Origin of the sequence: Actinoplanes hulinensis (genome assembly GCF_019429605.1) — a bacterium.
In the GTDB taxonomy this organism is placed as follows: domain Bacteria; phylum Actinomycetota; class Actinomycetes; order Mycobacteriales; family Micromonosporaceae; genus Actinoplanes; species Actinoplanes campanulatus.
Genome location: NZ_JAHXZI010000012.1, coordinates 153,067 through 171,388, shown reverse-complemented (window position 1 = coordinate 171,388; position 18,322 = coordinate 153,067). Strand labels below are relative to the sequence as shown.

Sequence of the window (18,322 nt, the reverse complement as noted above, 5' to 3'; positions counted from 1 at the left end):
ACCTCATACACCGACTCCCATCTGTTCAGCCAGCTCCGCGATCGGAGCGGGGGGCGTGCCCCGGGTCCGCCGGAGCACGTCGGAAAGGACTTCGTGGGCGAGTGGCCGGCACCGGATCTCGGAAGGGGCGAGCCGGTCGCCCTCCAGCAGCATCTCGCCCGCCTTCTCCACATCGCCGATCTGCGTGTAACCACGCGCGATGTCGAGGAAGTGGTGTGCCCGCCGCTCCGGGAGCATGGCGTGGAACCCGTTCTGGTCCATGCCCAGGTGTGTCTCCACCGCCAGCTTCCCGTCCCCGAGTTCGACCGCGGTCGCGCAGCGGTGCAGCTGCACGTTGGTCGGCCCGAAGCTGGTCCAGTAGTGGTTGAAGTCGCCACCCAGCTCCAGTGACGCCTGGTCGGCCCCGCAGAGCAGATCGCGGACGGTCGCGCTGTCCCCGATCCGGGCGGCCGCCATGGCCCCGTTGAGCAGCAGCATCCCGTAGACCGAGAGCTGCTCGGCACGCGGCCGCTCCGGGCCGGGCGCCAGCCGGTTGGCGATGTTGACGTTGACCTCGAGCGACGGCCGGACCCGGCCGAGCGCGAGCAGGGCGCTGCCGACCCGGTAGCTGGCCAGCCCGGCCAGCAACTGGTCACCGGCCCGCTGGGAAACCGCGATCGAACGGTCCGCGGCCAGCCAGGACAGCTCGTGCTCGCCGACCTTGCGCAGCGCCGACGAGGCGATCTGGTAGACCTGGCCGAGCAGGTGCGCGGCGTGCGACGCCTCGTCGCTGTTGGCGTGGGCGCTGTCCGCCGCCTGGGCGTCGCGGAGCAGCTTGGGCAGGGCGCGCGCCAGGACCCCGTACTTGGCGTGCTGATAGGTCAGCCAGGCGTGGCTGACGGCCTTGCGCATCTCCGCGAGCGGCGGCGAGTGCGGCACCGCCTGGAAGAACGCGCTCATCTGGTCGTACCGCTCGAGAGCGGCGCGGATCTCCTCGACCTCGACCTGGTCTATGCAGTTCTGGGTCTCCGGCTTGCGCTCCACCTCTTTGCCCAGCAACAGCTGGACGTCGACCTGGAGCACGTCGGCGATGTCGTACACGACTGAGAACTTGTCGAGCCGGCGAACCCCGCGTTCCACCTTGTCGACCCAGCTCTTCGATTTACCCAGCCGGTCCGCGAAGACCTGCTGTGACATTTTGCGTCGGCCCCGCCAGTAGGCGACGCGACGGCCGATCGGCAGCTCGTCCACGGTGCCTCCCCACTCAACCGGCGGTCTTTCCGCCGGCGAGCAATCCGGTGTCACTCGCAGTGTGGACCGCTCACGTGTGCACAGATCGCACAGCGTGTGTGATCGCCTGCTCACCGATGCTCGTAGTTTTTCTGCAAGTTGCAAGGGTGGATCCGCCGAGCCCAACGATGGTTGTCGTGACGGGTAACGGCACTCCCGCCCGATCCCGGGGGTATCGAGCTATGCAGTGGACCAGCCGTCAGCCGTTCGTCCCACCGTCAATCCTCGACCGGCCACTCCTGCGCCGCGCCGCCCTGCGGTATGCGGCACACGGGTGGCCCGTGATGCCCGGCTCGTACCTGACCGGAAACCGGTTCGACTGCGGACGGCCGGGTTGTCCCATCACCGGATGCCATCCGGCGATCGACTCCTGGGTCACCTCTGCCACCGACGATCCGGCCCGGATCACCGACTGGTGGCGGCGGCACCCCTACACCGTTCTCCTCACCACGGGAACGGCCTTCGACGTCCTGGAGGTGCCCGCGTCGCTGGGCAGGCACGGCCCGGACGCCGGGCCGGTCGCCGTGACCCCGGCCGGGAGCTGGATGTTCCTCGTCCAGCCGGGCACCGCACTGCGACCCGAACTGGAACGGCGCCTCGACGTGGTGCGCCACGGCACCGGCTCGTGGATCCCGGTGCCGCCCAGCCGGACGGCCGACGGACCGGTCCGCTGGGAAGTGCCGCCCGGCCGGTCACAGTGGCGTCTGCCGGACTCGGCCCGGGTACAGGAGCGACTGGTGATCGCGCTGGGCCCGGCTCGCCGGCCGGGACAACCGAACATCCCCCGGCAGCTGTCCACCGCTCGCCGGGCCGCCTGAGGCTCTTTGCACGGGTACACATGTCACTCGACAACCCTAGCCCGAACCAGGGTGCTCCGCGCGTCCCCCGAAAAGGTGAGACTCGTGAATGAATTCAGATGGCGAGATCCCGGTAGGCCATGATCACGGCCTTTGGTGCGTCCGGGCGGGCCCTGGCTGCCAAGGGGAAACCGGCCGGGACCCGCCCACCGCGGGTGTTCCCCGCGGACACCAACAGTGATCGGTCCGGTCCGTCCCCGGTTGAGCGCCCACCCCGTTGCGCCCCGGTTGCGGATAGTCTCGCCGTCGTGGACAGGGTCGAGCTGGTGCTGCGCAAATACGACGGCCGCCCGCACCGCAGCGTCACCGGCCTGCTGCTGGGCGACGACGAGCACGGCACGTGGATCGGCACCCCGAGGGGCAGCGTGGTCCGCTTCAGCTACGGCGCCAGCCCGGTCGAGCACACCCGCCACGACGCGGTCCGCCTGATCCCGCACGACGGCTGGTGGATGGCGATGTTCCTGGCCGAGCCCTCCACCCAGGAGGTCTACTGCGACGTGACCACCCCGGCCGAGCACTCCCCCGGCCGCATCACGGTCGTCGACCTGGACATCGACGTGACCCGCTCCCGCCCCGACGGCCGGGTCCTGATCGAGGACGAGGACGAGTTCGAGGCCCACCGCCGGGAACTCGGTTACCCACCCGAGGTGGTCACCGGGGCCACCGCCGCGGCAACCTACCTACGCGACGCGCTGACCGGAGCGGACGAGCCCTTCGGCACACATGCCCTGAGCTGGATGACCCGCCTGGGCGCAACGCCCCCACGGATGTGAATCGACTGGTGGGCGCGGTAGGTTTCGAACCTACGACCCCTCGCTTGTAAGGCGAGTGCTCTCCCACTGAGCTACGCGCCCGGCTCGGCGAAAGCCGGAGTCGCCATCCTACCCTGCCGGGGATCAGCGGCTCAGGGTGGCGAGGGCGGCGCGCCAGGGGGCCTGGTCGCGGGCCTCGCCGGGGCCGTTCATCTCGGCGAAGGCGATCCGGCCCGCCGGGTCGACCAGGAAGGTGCCGCGGTTGGCGAAGCCGCGCTCGTCGTCGAAGACGCCGTAGGCGCGGGCCACCTCGCCGTGCGGCCAGAAGTCGGCGAGCAGCGGGAAGTCGAAGCGCTCCTGCTCGGCCCAGACCTTGTGGCCGTAGACCGAGTCGACGCTCACCGTCAGCACCTGGACGTGGTCGTTCACGTACGCCGGAAGGTTCTCCTGGATCTCGGTGAGCTCGCCGTGGCAGCGGCGGCTGAACGCCAGCGGGTAGAACACCAGCAGGACCGCCTTGCGACCGTGAAAGTCGCTGAGGCGGACCTCCTGGTTGTTCTGGTCCTTGAGGACGAAGTCCGGCGCCGGCACGCCCAGCTCGATCGGCATCCGCCCAGCCTAGACCAGGCGAACGCCGCATGGTCGGCGCCCGCCGGGCGCCGACCAGAGAGGGGTGAGGGCAGTGAGCTACTTCTTCTTGGCACCCCGTGGGGAGACCAGGCGCGCGCCTGTCCAGTCCTTGCCGGCGTTCACCGTCGAGGTCTGCTGGAGGCCCGCGGTGGGGGCCGCCTCGCTGATCTCGCTCGGCTCGACGTGCCCGTCACGCCCGGCCTTCGGGGTCAACAGCCACACCACGCCGTTGTCGGCGAGGGGGCCGAGTGCGTCGGTCAAGATTTCGAAAAGGTCGTCGTCGCCGTCGCGGTACCACAGCAGCACCGCGTCGACCACCTCGTCGGTGTCCTCGTCGACCAGCTCTCCGACGCGTTCGGTCAGGGCGTCACGGAGATCCTCATCGACGTCCTCGTCGTAACCCATCTCCATGACCACCATGTTCGGCTCGAAGCCGAACCGGTCCGCCAGGCTGCGTACGCCGTCGGCCTGACCCGCGGTCGCGCTCACTGTCCAAATCCTCCTAGCCGTCTAAAATTGTTCCGGAACCTGGGGGTAGTCCACACATTCCGGGGCCGGTACGCAAGTGGCGCACCGAGTGTGTGGCAATTTACCGTGCCAGCAGGGCGTGGGCACCCTGTGTGATGGCATCCTCTCCTACCAAGACCTGTTGGGCGGCGGGACCCAGGGGAACCGGCACGTCGGCGGCCGCCACCCGGCGCACGGAACCGACAAATGCCCCATCCACCAGGGCCGCCAGCACTCCCTCGCCGACCCCTCCGGAGCGCCGTGTCTCGTCGACGACGAGCACCCGCCCGGTGGCCGCGGCCTCACGCAGCAGATCGGCCGTGGGCAGCGGGTTCAGCCACCGGAGGTCGACCACCCGGGAGCCGTATCCGTCGGCGGCCAGTTGGGCGGCGACCCGCAGCGACATCCGGACGCCGTTGCCGTACGTCACGATGGTCAGGTCCTGTGCGGCGCCCAGCCCGTAGATCCGCGCGCGGCCGATCGGCACGTGCTCCTCGGCCCATCCGCCGGGGGCGGGATAGGGCGCCAGCCACTCGTTGTCGCCTTGTTGATAGAGGTCCCTCGTCTGGTAGAGGGCGGCCGGCTCGAGGAAGACGCAGACGCTGCCGTCGACCTCCGCCGCGGCGATGCAGGAGCGCAGCATCGGCGCCGCGTCGGCGGCCCGCGCGGGCGCCGCGACCACGAGACCGGGGATCTCCCGGAGCGCGGCGAGCGCGTTGTCGTTGTCCAGGTGACCCCCGATCCCGTACGGCTGGGCGAGCCCGGGCACGCGCAGCACCAGCGGGTTGCGGTAGGCGCCGGCCGACAGGTAGGCCATGGTGGCCGCCTCGGCCCGCAGCTGCTCCATGGCGCTGTGCAGGGCGGCCAGGCAGTCGAGCTCGGGCACCGGCAGTTGCCCGGCGAGCCCGGCGCCGAGGGCCAGCCCGAGGATCGTGGTGGCGTCCGGCGGGCTGTCGAAGACCCGGTCGGCGGCGTAGTCGGACAGCCCGGTGGTGACGCCGTGCCGTCCGCCGCGGGTGACCGTGGGGCCGAAGACCAGCGTGCCGGGGCCGGCCAGCAGCGCGTCGGTGAGGGTGGCGCCGATGGTCTGTGCCAGGGTCATCGGCCCGGCGTCCTCGGGGAGGCGGCCGCCGAAGGCCCGCAGGCGGGTGGGCGCCCCGAGGCCGAGGGCGTGCCCGGCCGCCTCGGAGACGGCGTGCGCGACCCGCAGTGGGCGGCGCGGCGCGAGGGAGGCGACGATCTCCCCCATCGAGGCGAGTTTCGGTTCGCCGAGCACCTCTTCGGCGGCCTTGCGGACCTGCCAGCCGACCTCGTCGTACCGGGTGATCACCTCGTCCGGGCCGAGCAGGCCGGCCTCGACGAGCAGCCGGGCGGTGCCGATCAGCGGGTCGCGGTCCAGGGTGTCGCCGGGATCGGGGTCGCCGGGCAGGCCGAGCAGGTGCAGGGTGGCCAGGTGCAGCACGGCGGGGCGGCGCTCGCGGCGGACGAACTCGGCCGCCTCGGCCGCCGCGTCGTACGCCGCCGCCAGGTCGCAGCCGTCGGCGAACGAGTACCGCAGGCCTGGTCGGCCGCGCAGCACGCCGGCCACCCAGCCGTCCGGCCCGGCCCCGCCGGGGGCGTCGTCCTCGCAGATCAGCAGCAGCGGCGCCGGCTGCCCGGCGTGCCCGAGCCGGCCGGCCGTGTCGAGGGCGGCCGACGCGCCGGGGCGGGCCGTCGCGCCGTCGCCGAAGGAGGCCACCACGATGGCGTCCGCCGGCCACGGCGCGGTGCCACCGGGCCGGGTGAGGGCGTGCGCCAGGCCGGCCGCCCGGGGCAGGTGGCCGCCGCCGGCCGAGAGCGCCGGGACGAGGTGCAGCGCCGGGTTGCCGAAGATCTTGTCGCGGCCGCCGGTGATCGGGTCGCGGACCGAGGCGACCACACCCCGCAGGATGTCGCGGGCGGCTTCCTCGAGCCGCCGGGACGCGTCCGGGGCGCCTCCCCCGGCGGCGCTCGCCGCCCGTACGCAATAGAAGGCCGATGATCGATGGTGCAGGAGGGCCGGATCGTCGGCGCGCAGCGCCGCGGCGACCGCGGCGTTGCCCTCGTGGCCGGCCGACCCGCCGGTGTGGAAGCCCTCGTTGAAGCTGCGCAGCCAGCGCGCGGCGAGGTCGAGGTGGCGGCTGGTGAGCTGGGCGTCGAAGAGGTCCCGGGCACGGGCGCCGGTCAGGGTGCTGCCGTCGCGGACCGGATCGCCGGGGGCACGCCCGGACTCCGGTGGCCGAAGGGCCGAGACCGCATCGCGGAACCGCTCGTCGAGGCTTTGCGGAGTGGTCACGGAGTTCAGCATTCCCGACCCGCGCCAGCCGTGCCACTGCGAGAAAGTTCGATCTACGCACACATCGCGTCACCCGATGGTGTACTCAGTGACATGATCTTGTCGGCCGCCGCCCTGGCCGTCGCCCGGTGCGTGGGCTGGCTGCTCTGCGCGGCGGCGGTGTTCCTGGTGCTCGATCTCTACATCTCGAGACTCTTTCAGGACCTACCTTGAGTCGCACTCAGCCGCAGCTCGGCGGCTCGTTCTCCACCGTCCTGAGAAGGTCTCGTTAGGGTCGGCGGATGCGCACTGAAGTGATCACCGTCCGGACCGGCCGCTCCGCCACCGTCACGGACATCACCCGGGAGGCGGCCCGGTTCGTCCGGTCCGAGAAGGACGGTCTGCTGCACGTCTTCGTCCCGCACGCGACCGCCGGGGTGGCGATCATCGAGACCGGGGCCGGCTCGGACGACGACCTGCTGACCGCGATCGGCGAGCTGCTGCCCACCGACGACAGGTGGCAGCACCGGCACGGCTCGCCGGGGCACGGCCGGGACCACGTCCTTCCGGCGTGGATCGCCCCGTACGCCACTCTGCCGGTGATCGACGGCCAGATCGCGCTCGGCACGTGGCAGTCGATCTGCCTGGTCGACCCGAACGGCGACAATCCGTCCCGTCAGGTGCGTTTCTCGTTCGTCAAGGGCTGACGTCCCCGCCGGGTCACAAAGTTACTGGTCAGTACGTGTGTCGAGCATCGCTGAGACGGCCGGTAGGCGTGACGAGTCACACCGCGAGGGGGCAGGATGGAGACCTATTCCGAGCGATTCGCCACCTTGGGTCGCACGGATCCCGTCACTCACACCTAGAGGATTGCCTGTGGCCACGGAGCGCAAGCGCCCGGTGATCAGCGATGGCCTGCCGAGCCAGCTTCCCGACATCGACCCTGAAGAGACCAACGAATGGGTCGAGTCGCTCAACGGAGTCATCGACGAACGAGGCGCTAAGAGAGCCCGTTATGTGATGTTGCGCCTTCTCGAGAAGGCCCGGGAGCGACAGGTCGGCGTTCCGCCACTGACGTCCACCGACTACATCAACACCATCCCGCCGGAGCACGAGCCCTGGTTCCCCGGCGACGAGTTCGTCGAGCGGCGGATCCGGGCCTACATCCGGTGGAACGCGGCGATGCTGGTGCACCGGGCGCAGCGCCCGGAGATCGGCGTCGGCGGTCACATCTCGACGTACGCGTCGAGCGCCAGCCTCTACGAGGTCGGCATGAACCACTTCTTCCGGGGCAAGGACCACCCGGGCGGTGGCGACCACATCTTCTACCAGGGCCACGCCTCCCCAGGTATGTATGCACGGGCCTACCTCGAGGGCCGGCTCACCACCCACCAGCTCGACGGTTTCCGGCAGGAGCTGTCGCACCCGGGTGGCGGCCTCCCGTCGTACCCGCATCCGCGTCTCATGCCGAACTTCTGGGAGTTCCCGACGGTCAGCATGGGTCTCGGCCCGCTGAACGCGATCTACCAGGCCCGGTACAACCGCTACCTGCACAACCGCGGCATCAAGGACACCAGCCAGCAGCGTGTCTGGGCGTTCCTCGGCGACGGCGAGATGGACGAGGTCGAGTCGCTCGGCGCGATCGGCCTGGCCGCCCGCGAGGAGCTGGACAACCTCACCTTCGTGGTCAACTGCAACCTCCAGCGCCTCGACGGCCCGGTGCGCGGCAACGGCAAGGTCATCCAGGAGCTGGAGGCCTTCTTCCGCGGCGCCGGGTGGAATGTGATCAAGGTCGTCTGGGGCCGCGAGTGGGACGGCCTGCTCGCCGGCGACACCGACGGCGCGCTGGTCAACCTGATGAACGTGACGCCCGACGGCGACTACCAGACCTACAAGGGCGAGTCCGGGGCGTATGTGCGGGAGCACTTCTTCGGCCGTGACCCGCGGACCCGCAAGCTCGTCGAGGGCATGACCGACGACGAGATCTGGAACCTGAAGCGCGGCGGGCACGACTACCGCAAGCTGTACGCGGCGTACAAGGCGGCCACCGAGCACACCGGCCAGCCGACCGTGATCCTGGCCAAGACGGTCAAGGGCTGGACGCTCGGGTCGCACTTCGAGGCCCGCAACGCCACGCACCAGATGAAGAAGCTGACCCTGGAGGACCTGAAGGGCTTCCGGGACCGCCTCTACCTCGACATCAGCGACAAGCAGCTCGAGGAGAACCCGTACCTCCCGCCGTACTACCACCCCGGCGAGAAGTCCGACGAGTTCCAGTACATGGTCGAGCGCCGTCGTGAGCTGGGCGGGTCGATCCCGACCCGGCGGACCAAGGCGAAGTCGCTGGCGATCCCGGACTCGAAGGCGTTCAGCGGCCTCAAGGGCGGCAGCGGAAAGCAGAAGATCGCCACCACGATGGCGTTCGTCCGGCTGCTCAAGGACCTCATGCGGGACAAGGAGTTCGGGGCCCGCTGGGTGCCGATCATCCCGGACGAGGCCCGGACCTTCGGCATGGACTCGCTCTTCCCGACCAAGAAGATCTACTCGCCGCACGGTCAGACGTACACCTCCGTGGACCGGGAGCTGTTCCTGTCCTACAAGGAGGCCACGAACGGCCAGATCCTGCACGAGGGCATCAACGAGGCGGGTTCCACGGCGAGCTTCATCGCGGCCGGCACGTCGTACGCGACGCACGACGAGCCGATGATCCCGCTGTACATCTTCTATTCGATGTTCGGGTTCCAGCGCACCGCCGACGAGCTGTGGGCGGCCGCCGACCAGATGACCCGCGGCTTCCTGCTCGGCGCCACCGCCGGCCGGACCACGCTCAACGGTGAGGGCCTCCAGCACGAGGACGGGCACTCGCTGCTGATCGCGGCGACCAACCCGGCCGTGGTGTCCTACGACCCGGCCTTCGGGTTCGAGATCGCGCACATCATGGAGAACGGCCTGCACCGCATGTACGGCGAGAAGCAGGAGAACATCTTCTACTACCTCACCATCTACAACGAGCCGGCGATCCAGCCCGCCGAGCCGGCCGGCCTCGACACCGAGGGACTGCTCAAGGGCATCTACCGGTTCAGCGAGAACTCGCTCAAGGAGGGCCCGAAGGCGCAGCTGCTCGCCTCCGGCACCGGCATGCGGTGGGCGCTCAAGGCTCAGGAGCTGCTCGCCCAGGACTGGGGGGTGAGCGCCGACGTCTGGTCGGTCACCTCCTGGACCGAGCTGCGCCGCGACGCCATCGAGGCCGAGGAGCACAACCTGCTGCACCCGGGCGACACCCCGCGCAAGCCGTACATCCAGCAGAAGCTGGAGGCGACCGAGGGTCCGTCGGTGGCGGTCAGCGACTGGATGCGGGCGGTGCCCGACCTGATCGCCCGCTGGGTGCCGAACGGCTACACCTCGCTGGGCACCGACGGGTTCGGCATGAGCGACACCCGGCACGCCCTGCGCCGCCACTTCCACGTGGACGGCGAGTCGGTCACCGTGGCGACACTGCGCGAGCTGGCGCTGCGGGGCCTGGTGCCGGCGCACGTTCCGGCCGAGGCGGCCAAGAAGTACGCGATCGACGACGTCAACGCGGCTCCGGTCGGCGAGACCGGCGGCGACTCCTAAGAGGGCTGGGCCCGCGTTCGGTTCCGAGCGCGGGCCCTTCCCCGTAACTCACTCGTCCACGTCGGTAGTCTGGGGCGGTGACTGTTCGCGTACGCTTCGCTCCCTCTCCGACCGGCATGTTCCACGTGGGCGGCGCCCGCACCGCGCTGCAGAACTGGATCTACGCCCAGCAGCACGGCGGTGTCTTCGTGCTCCGGATCGAGGACACCGACGCAGCCCGTAACCGGCCCGAGTGGACCGAGGGCATCATCTCGGCGCTCGACTGGATCGGCATCGAACGCGGGGCGTACGAGGGTCCCCACTTCCAGTCGTCCTACGCGGCCGATCACACCGCCGCCGCCACCCGGCTGTACGGCGAGGGCCGGGCGTACTACTGCGACTGCACCCGCGACGACGTGGTGGCCCGCTCGGGCAACAAGCACACCGGCTACGACGGCTTCTGCCGTGACCGGGCACTCGGCCCGGGTGAGGGCCGCGCGCTGCGTTTCCGGACTCCCGACGAGGGCGAGACGGTGGTCGAGGACCTGGTCCGCGGCAAGCCCACCTTCGAGAACCGGCTGATCGAGGACTTCGTCATCGCCCGCAGCGACGGCTCGGCGGTCTTCCTGCTGGCCAACGTGGTCGACGACATGAGCCTGGGCATCACCCACGTGTTCCGTGCCGAGGAGCACCTGCCGAACACGCCGAAGCAGCAGCTGCTGTGGGAGGCGCTGGGCGCCACGCCGCCGGTCTGGGGCCACGTCCCGGTGATCGTCAACGAGAAGCGGCAGAAGCTGTCCAAGCGCCGCGACAAGGTCGCTCTCGAGCAGTACCGGGACGAGGGCTACCTGGCCGCCGCCATGCGCAACTACCTGATGCTGCTCGGCTGGGCGCCCACCGGCGACCGGGAGATCGTCCCGTGGTCGGTGATCGAGGAGGAGTTCCGGATCGAGGACGTCAACCACGCCCCGGCCTTCTACGACGTCAAGAAGCTGCGCGCCTTCAACGGGGAGTACATCCGGGCGCTGACCGTGAGCGAGTTCACCCAGGTGTGCGCGCCGTGGCTGACCGGCACCGAGACGATCCCGGCCCCGCCGTGGTCGCCGGCCGCCTTCGACGCGAACGTGTTCGCCGCGATCGCCCCGCTCGCCCAGACCCGGATCGGGGTGCTCTCCGAGATCGTCGACAACGTCGACTTCCTCTTCCTCGACGAGCCGGTGCACGACGAGGCGTCCTGGGCGAAGGCGATGAAGGACGGCGCGGACGACATCCTGGACGGCACGGCGGCCGCCTTCGCCGCCCTGACCGACTGGTCGGCCGAGGCCCTCAAGACCACGCTCGAGCAGGTCGGTGAGGCGCGAGGTCTCAAATTGGGCAAGACTCAGGCACCGGTACGGGTGGCGGTGACCGGCCGCACGGTCGGCCTGCCGCTGTTCGAGTCGATCGAGCTGCTCGGCCGCGAGCGGACACTGGCTCGCATCTCCGCAGCTCGCGCGCGTCTGAGCTGACGCTTACCGCATTCGGCGACCGGTTGCCACAGCTGGTCGCCGAAATCGGTGATGCTCTCCGTCACGAGGGTGACCACCACCCCCGCCGTTTGCGCGAGGTGGGTACTATTCGGCCGCTGATCAACGGCCGTTCCGTCTCCGCGGCCATCCCCCACATGGCTCCAATTCACCCTGCCTCGAGATGCGGCCGGGCCGGTGTCCGGGAAGGCTGGAGGCCTGGGCCGTGCACGGCTCCACCGCCGGGCACGAGCAGCAGGTTGAGTGGGGCCATGTCCATCCACGGGCGGGGAGGTCGGATGGTGCGGGGGACGACGATCAGGAGGCTGGCGTCAGCGGTGACGGCGCTTGCCGTGGCGCTCGCGCTGGCGGTCGGGGCGGCGCCGGGGGCGGTGCGGGCCGCGCCGAAGGCGCCACCGAAGCCGACGGCGCTTCAGCTCACCGGCACGGACATCCCGGAGCCGGTCCTGGTCCGGGAGGACGAGCGGCCGCAGCTCTTCGAGATGCTGGTCAGCGAGGTCGGCTGGCTCGCCACGGCCACGGCGTCGACGTCGGCGCCGAAGGCGGCGAAGCTGGGGCCGAAATACACGGTGACCCTGCTGGTCAAGGACGCGCCGAACCAGATCTACCACCTGTACCCTCTGGCCGCCGGCGGCCCGCGGGCGCATCGGCCGGCCAAGCAGCCGTCCGGGAAGAAGACCGAGGGCTGGTTCTACGGCCGGATGTCCATGCCGGAGGCGCTGCGGCTCGCCGGCGCCCCGCTGGAGACCAAACCGGACGTGGTGCACGGCGGCATCGGCGGTGGTGTCGGGGAGGACCTCCGGGCCGAGGTGAACCCGGTCGAGGAGATGTCCGAGGCGTTCACCGAGATGCGCCGGCTGTTCCTGCTCAACGGCGCGGTCCTGCTGGTCATCCTGACCGGTCTGGCGGGCATGGCGTTCCTCATTCGCCGCCGAGTGTGATCGCGCTCTCCTGAGCGGTGGCGGGCGCTGCCGAGTTCTCCACCAGGCGGACCAGGTCCTCCAGGTCGGCGTCGAACTCGGCGGCGCCCTCCAGCATTTCCGGGGTCGATCCGGGCAGCCCGCCGGTCACCTCGCCGGTCGTGTAGCCGAGCAGGAAGGCGCAGATCATCCGGGCGATCCGGGGCACGTCCGGCCCGGGCACCCCGGCGTCGCTCAGGACGCCCTGGAGCGCTCCGGTGAGCCAGGCCGCCGACGGGCCGGCCGCGGAGCGGTTCAGCAGCAGCGGGAAGGCGCTGGGATGGGCCCGGGCCAGCGAGCGGACCGCCCGGCCCAGCGCGCACAGCCGCTGCCGCCAGCCGATGCTCGCGAGGTCGTCGCCGAACGCCGCACCCAGTTCCAGGTGCAGCAGATCCACCAGTCCGTCGAGGAGGGCGTCCTTCCCCCCGACGTACGGGTAGAGCGCCATCGAGGTGAGCCCGACCCGTTCGGCCACCGCCCGCATCGACATGGCGGCCAGCCCGCGCTCGTCGACCAGCGCGAGTGCCTGGTCGAGAATCTGCCGTCTCTTGTCGTCCACCGTTTCCACCTGACCAGGCCGGGCCGCTCAGGACGGGGAAACGCGCCCGCCACTCACCCGTACGAGACTCAGCACCAGCGGCCCGGTGGGCGCCCCCGTCCGGCGGCCCGGCGGCGTGGGCGGACCGCGCCGTGCAGGTGGGCCCCGGCCCAGCCGCGCAGTTCGGTGCGGCATCCGACCCGTCCGGTGCCCGGGTCGCTGATCTGCTCCTCGTCGGCCGGCGACACTGCCGGCAGGTCGTCGAGGGCGGGATCCCTGTCGGTGTACGCGAACGCGTCGTCCCGTTCCATCATCTCGCCTCCTCGATCACATACCCACGGCACCGGGCTGCTCCCGGCACCGCTTCCTCATCGGCACCGTGACGCCCGGCGTTAACCCCCGGTCCGAAGCGCACTAGTCCGACACCTTGCCAGGTCACCGACCGAAATCGCGGGAGAGGCGCACCGCTACGCCGGTCGAATGTCATAAAAACCCCTAAAATGCATGCCGTCTCCGCTTCCGTCACCTGTCATCCGGATGCCGGACACCCGCGGCGCCGTGGCACGCTGTGCCAGTGGCAGAAACTGAGACCGGCGCCACTCCCGCGCCTTCCGGGCGACCGGAGACGCCGGCGAATCCGCTGCTCCCCGGCACTCTGCGCCGGATCGAACGGCACGCCGGCGCACTCGCCAGCGCCGCCGTGGCCCGCATGGATGAGACGCTGCCGTGGTTCCGGGCGCTCCCGGCCGACCAGCGCTCCTGGGTGATGCTCGTCGCACAGGCCGGCGTCCGGTCGCTCGTCGAGTGGCTGCGCTCCGGCGGCACGGTCGCCGCCAGCACCGAGATCTCCGACGAGGTGTTCGCCGCCGCCCCCCGGGCGCTGGCCCGGGTGATCACGCTGACCCACACCGTCCAGCTGATCAAGGTGACGGTCGACGTGGCCGAGGCCGAGGTGCCCGGCTTCGCCGAGCCGGCCGAGCACGAGGCCCTGATCCAGGCGATCCTGCGCTTCTCCCGGGAGATCGCGTTCTCCGCGGCCCGGGTCTACGCGCGGGCCGCCGAGTCCCGCGGCGCCTGGGACGCCCGGCTCCAGGCCCTGCTGGTGGACGCCCTGCTGCGCGGCGACTCGTCGGACGTACTGGCCAGCCGGGCCGCCGCGCTCGGCTGGGCGGACGCGCCGCCGGTGGCCGTGGTGGTGGGCCGGTCCCCCGGCGGCGACGTCACCGCGGTGCTGCACGCCGTCTACCGGGCCGCCCGCCGTGCCCGGCTCGAGGTGATCGCCGGCGTGCACGGCGATCGTCTGGTGGTCGTGGTCGGCGGCGCCACCGACCCGGTGGCGGCCGCGTCCGCGCTCAGCGGCGGGTTCGGCGAGGGACCGGTGGTGGTCGGCCCGGCCGTGCCGTCCCTGGACCAGGCCACCGAGTCGGCGCGCGCCGCGCTGGCCGGTTTCCGGGCCGCGCCGGCCTGGCCCGGGGCGCCGTCCCCGGTGGCCGCCGACGACCTGCTGCCGGAGCGCGCCCTCTCCGGGGACATGGACGCCCGGCGCAAGCTGCGCCACGACGTCTTCGGGGCGCTGACCCGGGCCGGCAGCGGCCTGCTGGAGACCCTGGACGCGTTCTTCGCCTCCGGCGGGGTGCTGGAGAGCGCGGCCCGCGAGCTCTACGTCCACCCGAACACCGTCCGCTACCGCCTGCGCCGGGTCGCCGAGGTCACCGCCCTCTCCCCGCTGGACGGCCGGGACGCCTTCGCCCTGCGGATGGCCCTCACGGTGGGACGCCTCGACCCCGGGACGTGAGCCGGATCTCGCACCATCAGACACGATCGCGGTAGTCACGAATGGGGTGAAAGTTGCCCAAGTAGGCCCCTGTTTTGTAGGAACCCTACAATGCTGGTCGTAGGGTTTGGTCGTGCCCGGCTACCGCGCAAAGGCCTCCGATCCGGAAGAGTCGAAGACGTGCTCGCCGTACTCTCGCCAGGCCAGGGCTCGCAGAAGCCCGGCTTCCTGACTCCTTGGCTCGACCTCCCGGACGCGGAGTCCCGTCTCCGTGGATGGTCCGCGCTCGCCGGCGTCGACCTGGTTCATCTCGGCACCGAGGCCGGGGCCGACGAGATCAAGGACACCGCACGGACGCAGCCGCTGCTGGTCGCCGCCGCCCTGCTGGCCGGTGAGCACCTGCCACTGGCCGGCGTCCGGCTGGTCGCCGGCCACAGCGTCGGCGAACTGGGCGCGGCCGCCCTGGCCGGTGTGCTGTCGCCGGAGGACGCGATCACCCTGGCCGGGATCCGCGGCCGGGAGATGGCCGCCGCCTGCGCCCTCGAGCCGACCGGGATGAGCGCGGTCCTCGGCGGTGACCCCGAGGAGGTGGTCGCCGCGATCGAGAAGCACGGCCTGCACCCGGCCAACCGCAACGGCGCCGGCCAGATCGTCGCCGCCGGCGCGCTGCCCGCGCTCGCCGAGTTCGCCGCCGAGCCACCGGCCCGCGCCCGGGTCATCGCGCTACCCGTAGCGGGCGCGTTCCACACCCCCTACATGGCTTCCGCCGAGGCCGTTCTGGCCACCGCCGCGGGTAAGGTTGTCGCGCATGATCCGGTCCGGACCCTGCTGTCGAACTCCGACGGCACGGCGGTGACGGACGGCGCGGAGATCATCCAGCGTCTGGTCCGTCAGGTCACCGCCCCGGTCCGCTGGGACCTGTGCATGCGCACCCTCAAGGAGCTCGGCGTCACGGGCATCATCGAGTTGCCCCCCGCCGGCACCCTCGCGGGCCTGGTCAAGCGCGAACTCAAGGGCGACGGAGCCCCGGAGATCGTCACGCTCAACACCCCGGACGACCTGCCCGCCGCTCTCGACCTGATCGCCCGCCACGAAGGAGAAACACGATGACCGCGGGTTCCCGCATCGTCGCGATGGGGCACTACCAGCCCTCGCGCGTGGTTACCAACGACGACCTGGCCCGTACGCTGGACACCAACGACGCGTGGATCCGGGACCGGGTCGGCATCGCCGAGCGCCGGATCGCCGGCACCGAGTCGGTCGCCGACATGGCCACCTGGGCGGCGGAGAAGGCACTCGCCGCCTCCGGGCTCACCGCGGCCGACATCGACATGGTCGTGGTCGCCACCTGCTCGGCGGTCGACCGCTGCCCGAACGTGGCGACCCGGGTCGCGGCCCGGCTCGGCATCGCCGCCCCGGCCGCCTTCGACCTGAACACCGCCTGCTCCGGCTTCTCGTACGCGCTGGGCACCGCGGACCACGCGATCCGGGCCGGCGCGACCCGCAACGCCCTGGTCATCGGCGCCGAAAAGCTCTCCGACGTGGTCGACTGGTCGGACCGCACCACCGCCGTCCTGTTCGCCGACGCGGCGGGCGCGGCCGTGGTCAGCGCCGTCCCGGACGGCGAGGAGGCCGCGATCGGCCCGGTGCTGTGGGGTTCCGCCCCGGACAAGGGCGACGCCCTGACCATCGCGGGCTGGCAGCCCTACATCAAGCAGGAGGGCCAGACGGTCTTCCGCTGGGCCACCACCGCCCTCGCGCCGTTCGCGATCGAGGTCTGCAAGCGGGCCGGCATCGAGCCGTCCGAGCTGGCCGCCTTCGTCCCGCACCAGGCCAACACCCGGATCATCGACGGCATCGTCAAGCGGCTCGGCCTGGGCCCGGACGTGATCGTCGCCAAGGACCTCGTCGAGTCGGGCAACACGTCCGCGGCGAGCGTCCCGCTGGCCCTGTCCAAGCTGATCGAGCGGCGGGAGGTGCCCTCCGGGGCGCCGGTGCTGCTGTTCGGCTTCGGCGGTGGCCTCACCTACGCCGGCCAGGTCGTCCGCTGCCCTTAGCACGGACGTCACCTGACCGTCGCCAAACCGCACCATCGAGAGGAAAGATTCCCACAATGGCAACTCGCACAGAGATCACCTCCGGCCTCGCCGAGATCCTCGAGGAGGTCGCCGGGGTGAACCCGGACGACGTCGCCGAGGAGAAGTCCTTCACCGACGACCTGGACGTCGACTCGCTGTCCATGGTCGAGGTCGTGGTGGCCGCCGAGGAGAAGTTCGGCGTCAAGATCCCCGACAACGAGGTGCAGAACCTCAAGACCGTCGGCGACGCCGTCAGCTACATCGAGGCGAACCACTGACATGAGCACCGTAGACGTCGTCGTCACCGGGCTCGGCGCGACGACCCCGCTGGGCGGGGACGTCGCGTCCACCTGGGACGCAATGCTCGCCGGCCGCTCCGGGGTGAGTCCTCTCACCCAGGAGTGGGCCGGCCAACTCCCGGTCCGCATCGCCGCCCAGCTCGCCGTCGAGCCCATCGAGGTCATCGAGCGGGTCAAGCTGCGCCGGATGGACCGGGCCGAGGCGATGGCGCTGATCGCGGCGAAGGAGGCCTGGGCCGACTCCGGCCTGGCCGACTCGGGGCTCGACCCGGAACGGCTCGCGGTCAGCTACGGCACCGGCATAGGGGGTGCGATCACCACCCTCGAACAGGACGACATCCTGGAGAAGTCGGGGCCGCGGCGGGTCAGCCCGCACACCGTGCCGATGCTCATGCCGAACGGACCGGCCGCGTACATCGGTCTGGAACTCGGCGCCCGCGCCGGTGTCCGGGCCATGGCCAGCGCCTGCGCCACCGGCGCCGAGGCGGTCGCGCTCGGGCTCGACCTGATCCGCGCCGGCCGGGCCGACGTGGTGGTGGCCGGCAGCACCGAGGCCGTGGTGCACCCGCTGCCGCTCGCCGGTTTCGCCTCGATGCGGGCCATGTCGACCCGCAACGACGAGCCGGAGAAGGCGTCCCGCCCGTGGGACAAGAACCGGGACGGCTTCGTCCTCGGTGAGGGCGCGGGCGCGCTGATCCTGGAGCGGGCCGATCACGCCGTGGCCCGTGGCGCCCGGATCTACGCGCGACTCGCCGGTGCGGGCATCACCTCGGACGGGTACGACATCGTCCAGCCCGACCCGGAGTGCCGGGGCGGCATCCGCGCCATGCGGATGGCCATCCAGGACGCCGGGCTGACCGGAGCCGACATCCACCACGTGAACGCCCACGCCACCTCGACCCCGGTCGGCGACATGGGCGAGATCAAGGGCATCAAGGCATCCGTCGGGACGCACCCCATCCTGACGTCGACCAAGTCGATGTCCGGCCATCTGCTCGGCGCGGCCGGCGCGCTCGAGTCGATCGCCACCATCCTGGCCCTCCGGGACGGCATCATCCCTCCGACGATCAACCTCGACGAACCCGACGAGCGCCTCGACCTGGAGGTCGCGGCCCACAAGGCCCGGACCGCGGACATCCGCGCGGCGATGAACAACTCGTTCGGCTTCGGCGGCCACAACGTGGCACTGATCTTCACCAAGGTCTGACGCTGATCCCCTCCGGTCACACCGATCCCGTCGACCACC

Annotated in this window: 17 protein-coding genes and 1 tRNA gene; 11 read left to right on the top strand and 7 right to left on the bottom strand. The window is 71.1% G+C overall.

The genetic code is table 11. The features are described from left to right. Positions 1 to 3: 3 nt before the first annotated feature. Entirely contained in the window at positions 4 to 1,230 is a 1,227-nt protein-coding gene (locus tag KZ829_RS23410) for a helix-turn-helix domain-containing protein (protein ID WP_188121608.1), read from the bottom strand. Positions 1,231 to 1,451: 221 nt separating this feature from the next. Here KZ829_RS23410 and KZ829_RS23405 point away from each other — a divergent pair, with 221 nt between their 5' ends. Beyond that, a complete protein-coding gene (locus KZ829_RS23405; RefSeq protein ID WP_220146057.1) occupies positions 1,452 to 2,087 on the top strand; it encodes a bifunctional DNA primase/polymerase in 636 nt (211 codons plus the stop codon). A gap of 287 nt (positions 2,088 to 2,374) precedes the next feature. After that, positions 2,375 to 2,899 carry a ribonuclease FAU-1 family protein gene (locus KZ829_RS23400; protein WP_220146056.1) on the top strand — a complete coding sequence of 175 codons (525 nt, stop codon included), beginning with the start codon at positions 2,375 to 2,377 and terminating at the stop codon, positions 2,897 to 2,899. 6 nt (positions 2,900 to 2,905) lie between these two features. Here KZ829_RS23400 and KZ829_RS23395 read toward each other — a convergent pair. The 4 genes from KZ829_RS23395 to KZ829_RS23380 all read right to left on the bottom strand — a co-directional run bounded on the left by KZ829_RS23395 (position 2,906) and on the right by KZ829_RS23380 (position 6,341). Continuing rightward, positions 2,906 to 2,980, bottom strand: a tRNA-Val gene (locus KZ829_RS23395). A 42-nt stretch (positions 2,981 to 3,022) separates the two neighbouring features. Continuing rightward, on the bottom strand, positions 3,023 to 3,487 hold the full coding sequence (locus KZ829_RS23390; RefSeq protein WP_220146055.1) for a peroxiredoxin: 465 nt from the start codon (positions 3,485 to 3,487) through the stop codon (positions 3,023 to 3,025). Between the two features lie 78 nt (positions 3,488 to 3,565). Next, on the bottom strand, positions 3,566 to 3,997 hold the full coding sequence (locus KZ829_RS23385; protein WP_183226119.1) for a DUF3052 domain-containing protein: 432 nt from the start codon (positions 3,995 to 3,997) through the stop codon (positions 3,566 to 3,568). 100 nt (positions 3,998 to 4,097) lie between these two features. Continuing rightward, positions 4,098 to 6,341 (bottom strand): transketolase C-terminal domain-containing protein, encoded by a 2,244-nt coding sequence (locus tag KZ829_RS23380; RefSeq protein WP_220146054.1) that lies wholly within the window; start codon positions 6,339 to 6,341, stop codon positions 4,098 to 4,100. 269 nt (positions 6,342 to 6,610) lie between these two features. Between KZ829_RS23380 and KZ829_RS23375 the strand changes: the two genes are divergently transcribed. The 4 genes from KZ829_RS23375 to KZ829_RS23360 all read left to right on the top strand — a co-directional run bounded on the left by KZ829_RS23375 (position 6,611) and on the right by KZ829_RS23360 (position 12,369). Then, positions 6,611 to 7,015 (top strand): secondary thiamine-phosphate synthase enzyme YjbQ, encoded by a 405-nt coding sequence (locus KZ829_RS23375; protein ID WP_220146053.1) that lies wholly within the window; start codon positions 6,611 to 6,613, stop codon positions 7,013 to 7,015. 169 nt (positions 7,016 to 7,184) lie between these two features. Continuing rightward, positions 7,185 to 9,923: a pyruvate dehydrogenase (acetyl-transferring), homodimeric type gene (gene aceE, locus KZ829_RS23370; protein ID WP_220146052.1), complete on the top strand. Its 2,739-nt coding sequence runs from the start codon at positions 7,185 to 7,187 to the stop codon at positions 9,921 to 9,923. 77 nt (positions 9,924 to 10,000) lie between these two features. Then, complete coding sequence (gltX, locus tag KZ829_RS23365; RefSeq protein WP_220146051.1) at positions 10,001 to 11,410, top strand: glutamate--tRNA ligase; 1,410 nt, start codon at positions 10,001 to 10,003, stop codon at positions 11,408 to 11,410. 296 nt (positions 11,411 to 11,706) lie between these two features. Further along, on the top strand, positions 11,707 to 12,369 hold the full coding sequence (locus tag KZ829_RS23360; RefSeq protein ID WP_220146050.1) for a hypothetical protein: 663 nt from the start codon (positions 11,707 to 11,709) through the stop codon (positions 12,367 to 12,369). Here the strand turns inward: KZ829_RS23360 and KZ829_RS23355 are convergent. Continuing rightward, the gene (locus KZ829_RS23355) at positions 12,350 to 12,946 is read right to left on the bottom strand and encodes a TetR/AcrR family transcriptional regulator (protein WP_220146049.1); all 597 of its coding nucleotides are present in this window, start codon (positions 12,944 to 12,946) and stop codon (positions 12,350 to 12,352) included. The genes KZ829_RS23360 and KZ829_RS23355 overlap by 20 nt on opposite strands. Positions 12,947 to 13,014: 68 nt before the next feature. Next, complete coding sequence (locus tag KZ829_RS23350; protein ID WP_183226126.1) at positions 13,015 to 13,239, bottom strand: hypothetical protein; 225 nt, start codon at positions 13,237 to 13,239, stop codon at positions 13,015 to 13,017. A 326-nt stretch (positions 13,240 to 13,565) separates the two neighbouring features. Here KZ829_RS23350 and KZ829_RS23345 point away from each other — a divergent pair, with 326 nt between their 5' ends. From KZ829_RS23345 to fabF, 5 genes are all read left to right on the top strand, one after another. Continuing rightward, on the top strand, positions 13,566 to 14,720 hold the full coding sequence (locus KZ829_RS23345; protein ID WP_204295245.1) for a PucR family transcriptional regulator: 1,155 nt from the start codon (positions 13,566 to 13,568) through the stop codon (positions 14,718 to 14,720). A gap of 159 nt (positions 14,721 to 14,879) precedes the next feature. Beyond that, positions 14,880 to 15,809, top strand: coding sequence for an ACP S-malonyltransferase (locus KZ829_RS23340; RefSeq protein WP_204295238.1), 930 nt, complete (start codon positions 14,880 to 14,882; stop codon positions 15,807 to 15,809). Continuing rightward, positions 15,806 to 16,756 carry a beta-ketoacyl-ACP synthase III gene (locus KZ829_RS23335; RefSeq protein ID WP_188121591.1) on the top strand — a complete coding sequence of 317 codons (951 nt, stop codon included), beginning with the start codon at positions 15,806 to 15,808 and terminating at the stop codon, positions 16,754 to 16,756. The genes KZ829_RS23340 and KZ829_RS23335 overlap by 4 nt, the downstream gene beginning before the upstream one ends. A 56-nt stretch (positions 16,757 to 16,812) precedes the next feature. Next, on the top strand, positions 16,813 to 17,055 hold the full coding sequence (locus tag KZ829_RS23330) for an acyl carrier protein (protein WP_183226129.1): 243 nt from the start codon (positions 16,813 to 16,815) through the stop codon (positions 17,053 to 17,055). A 1-nt stretch (position 17,056) separates the two neighbouring features. Further along, a complete protein-coding gene (gene fabF / locus KZ829_RS23325; RefSeq protein ID WP_220146048.1) occupies positions 17,057 to 18,283 on the top strand; it encodes a beta-ketoacyl-ACP synthase II in 1,227 nt (408 codons plus the stop codon). Positions 18,284 to 18,322: the final 39 nt, after the last annotated feature.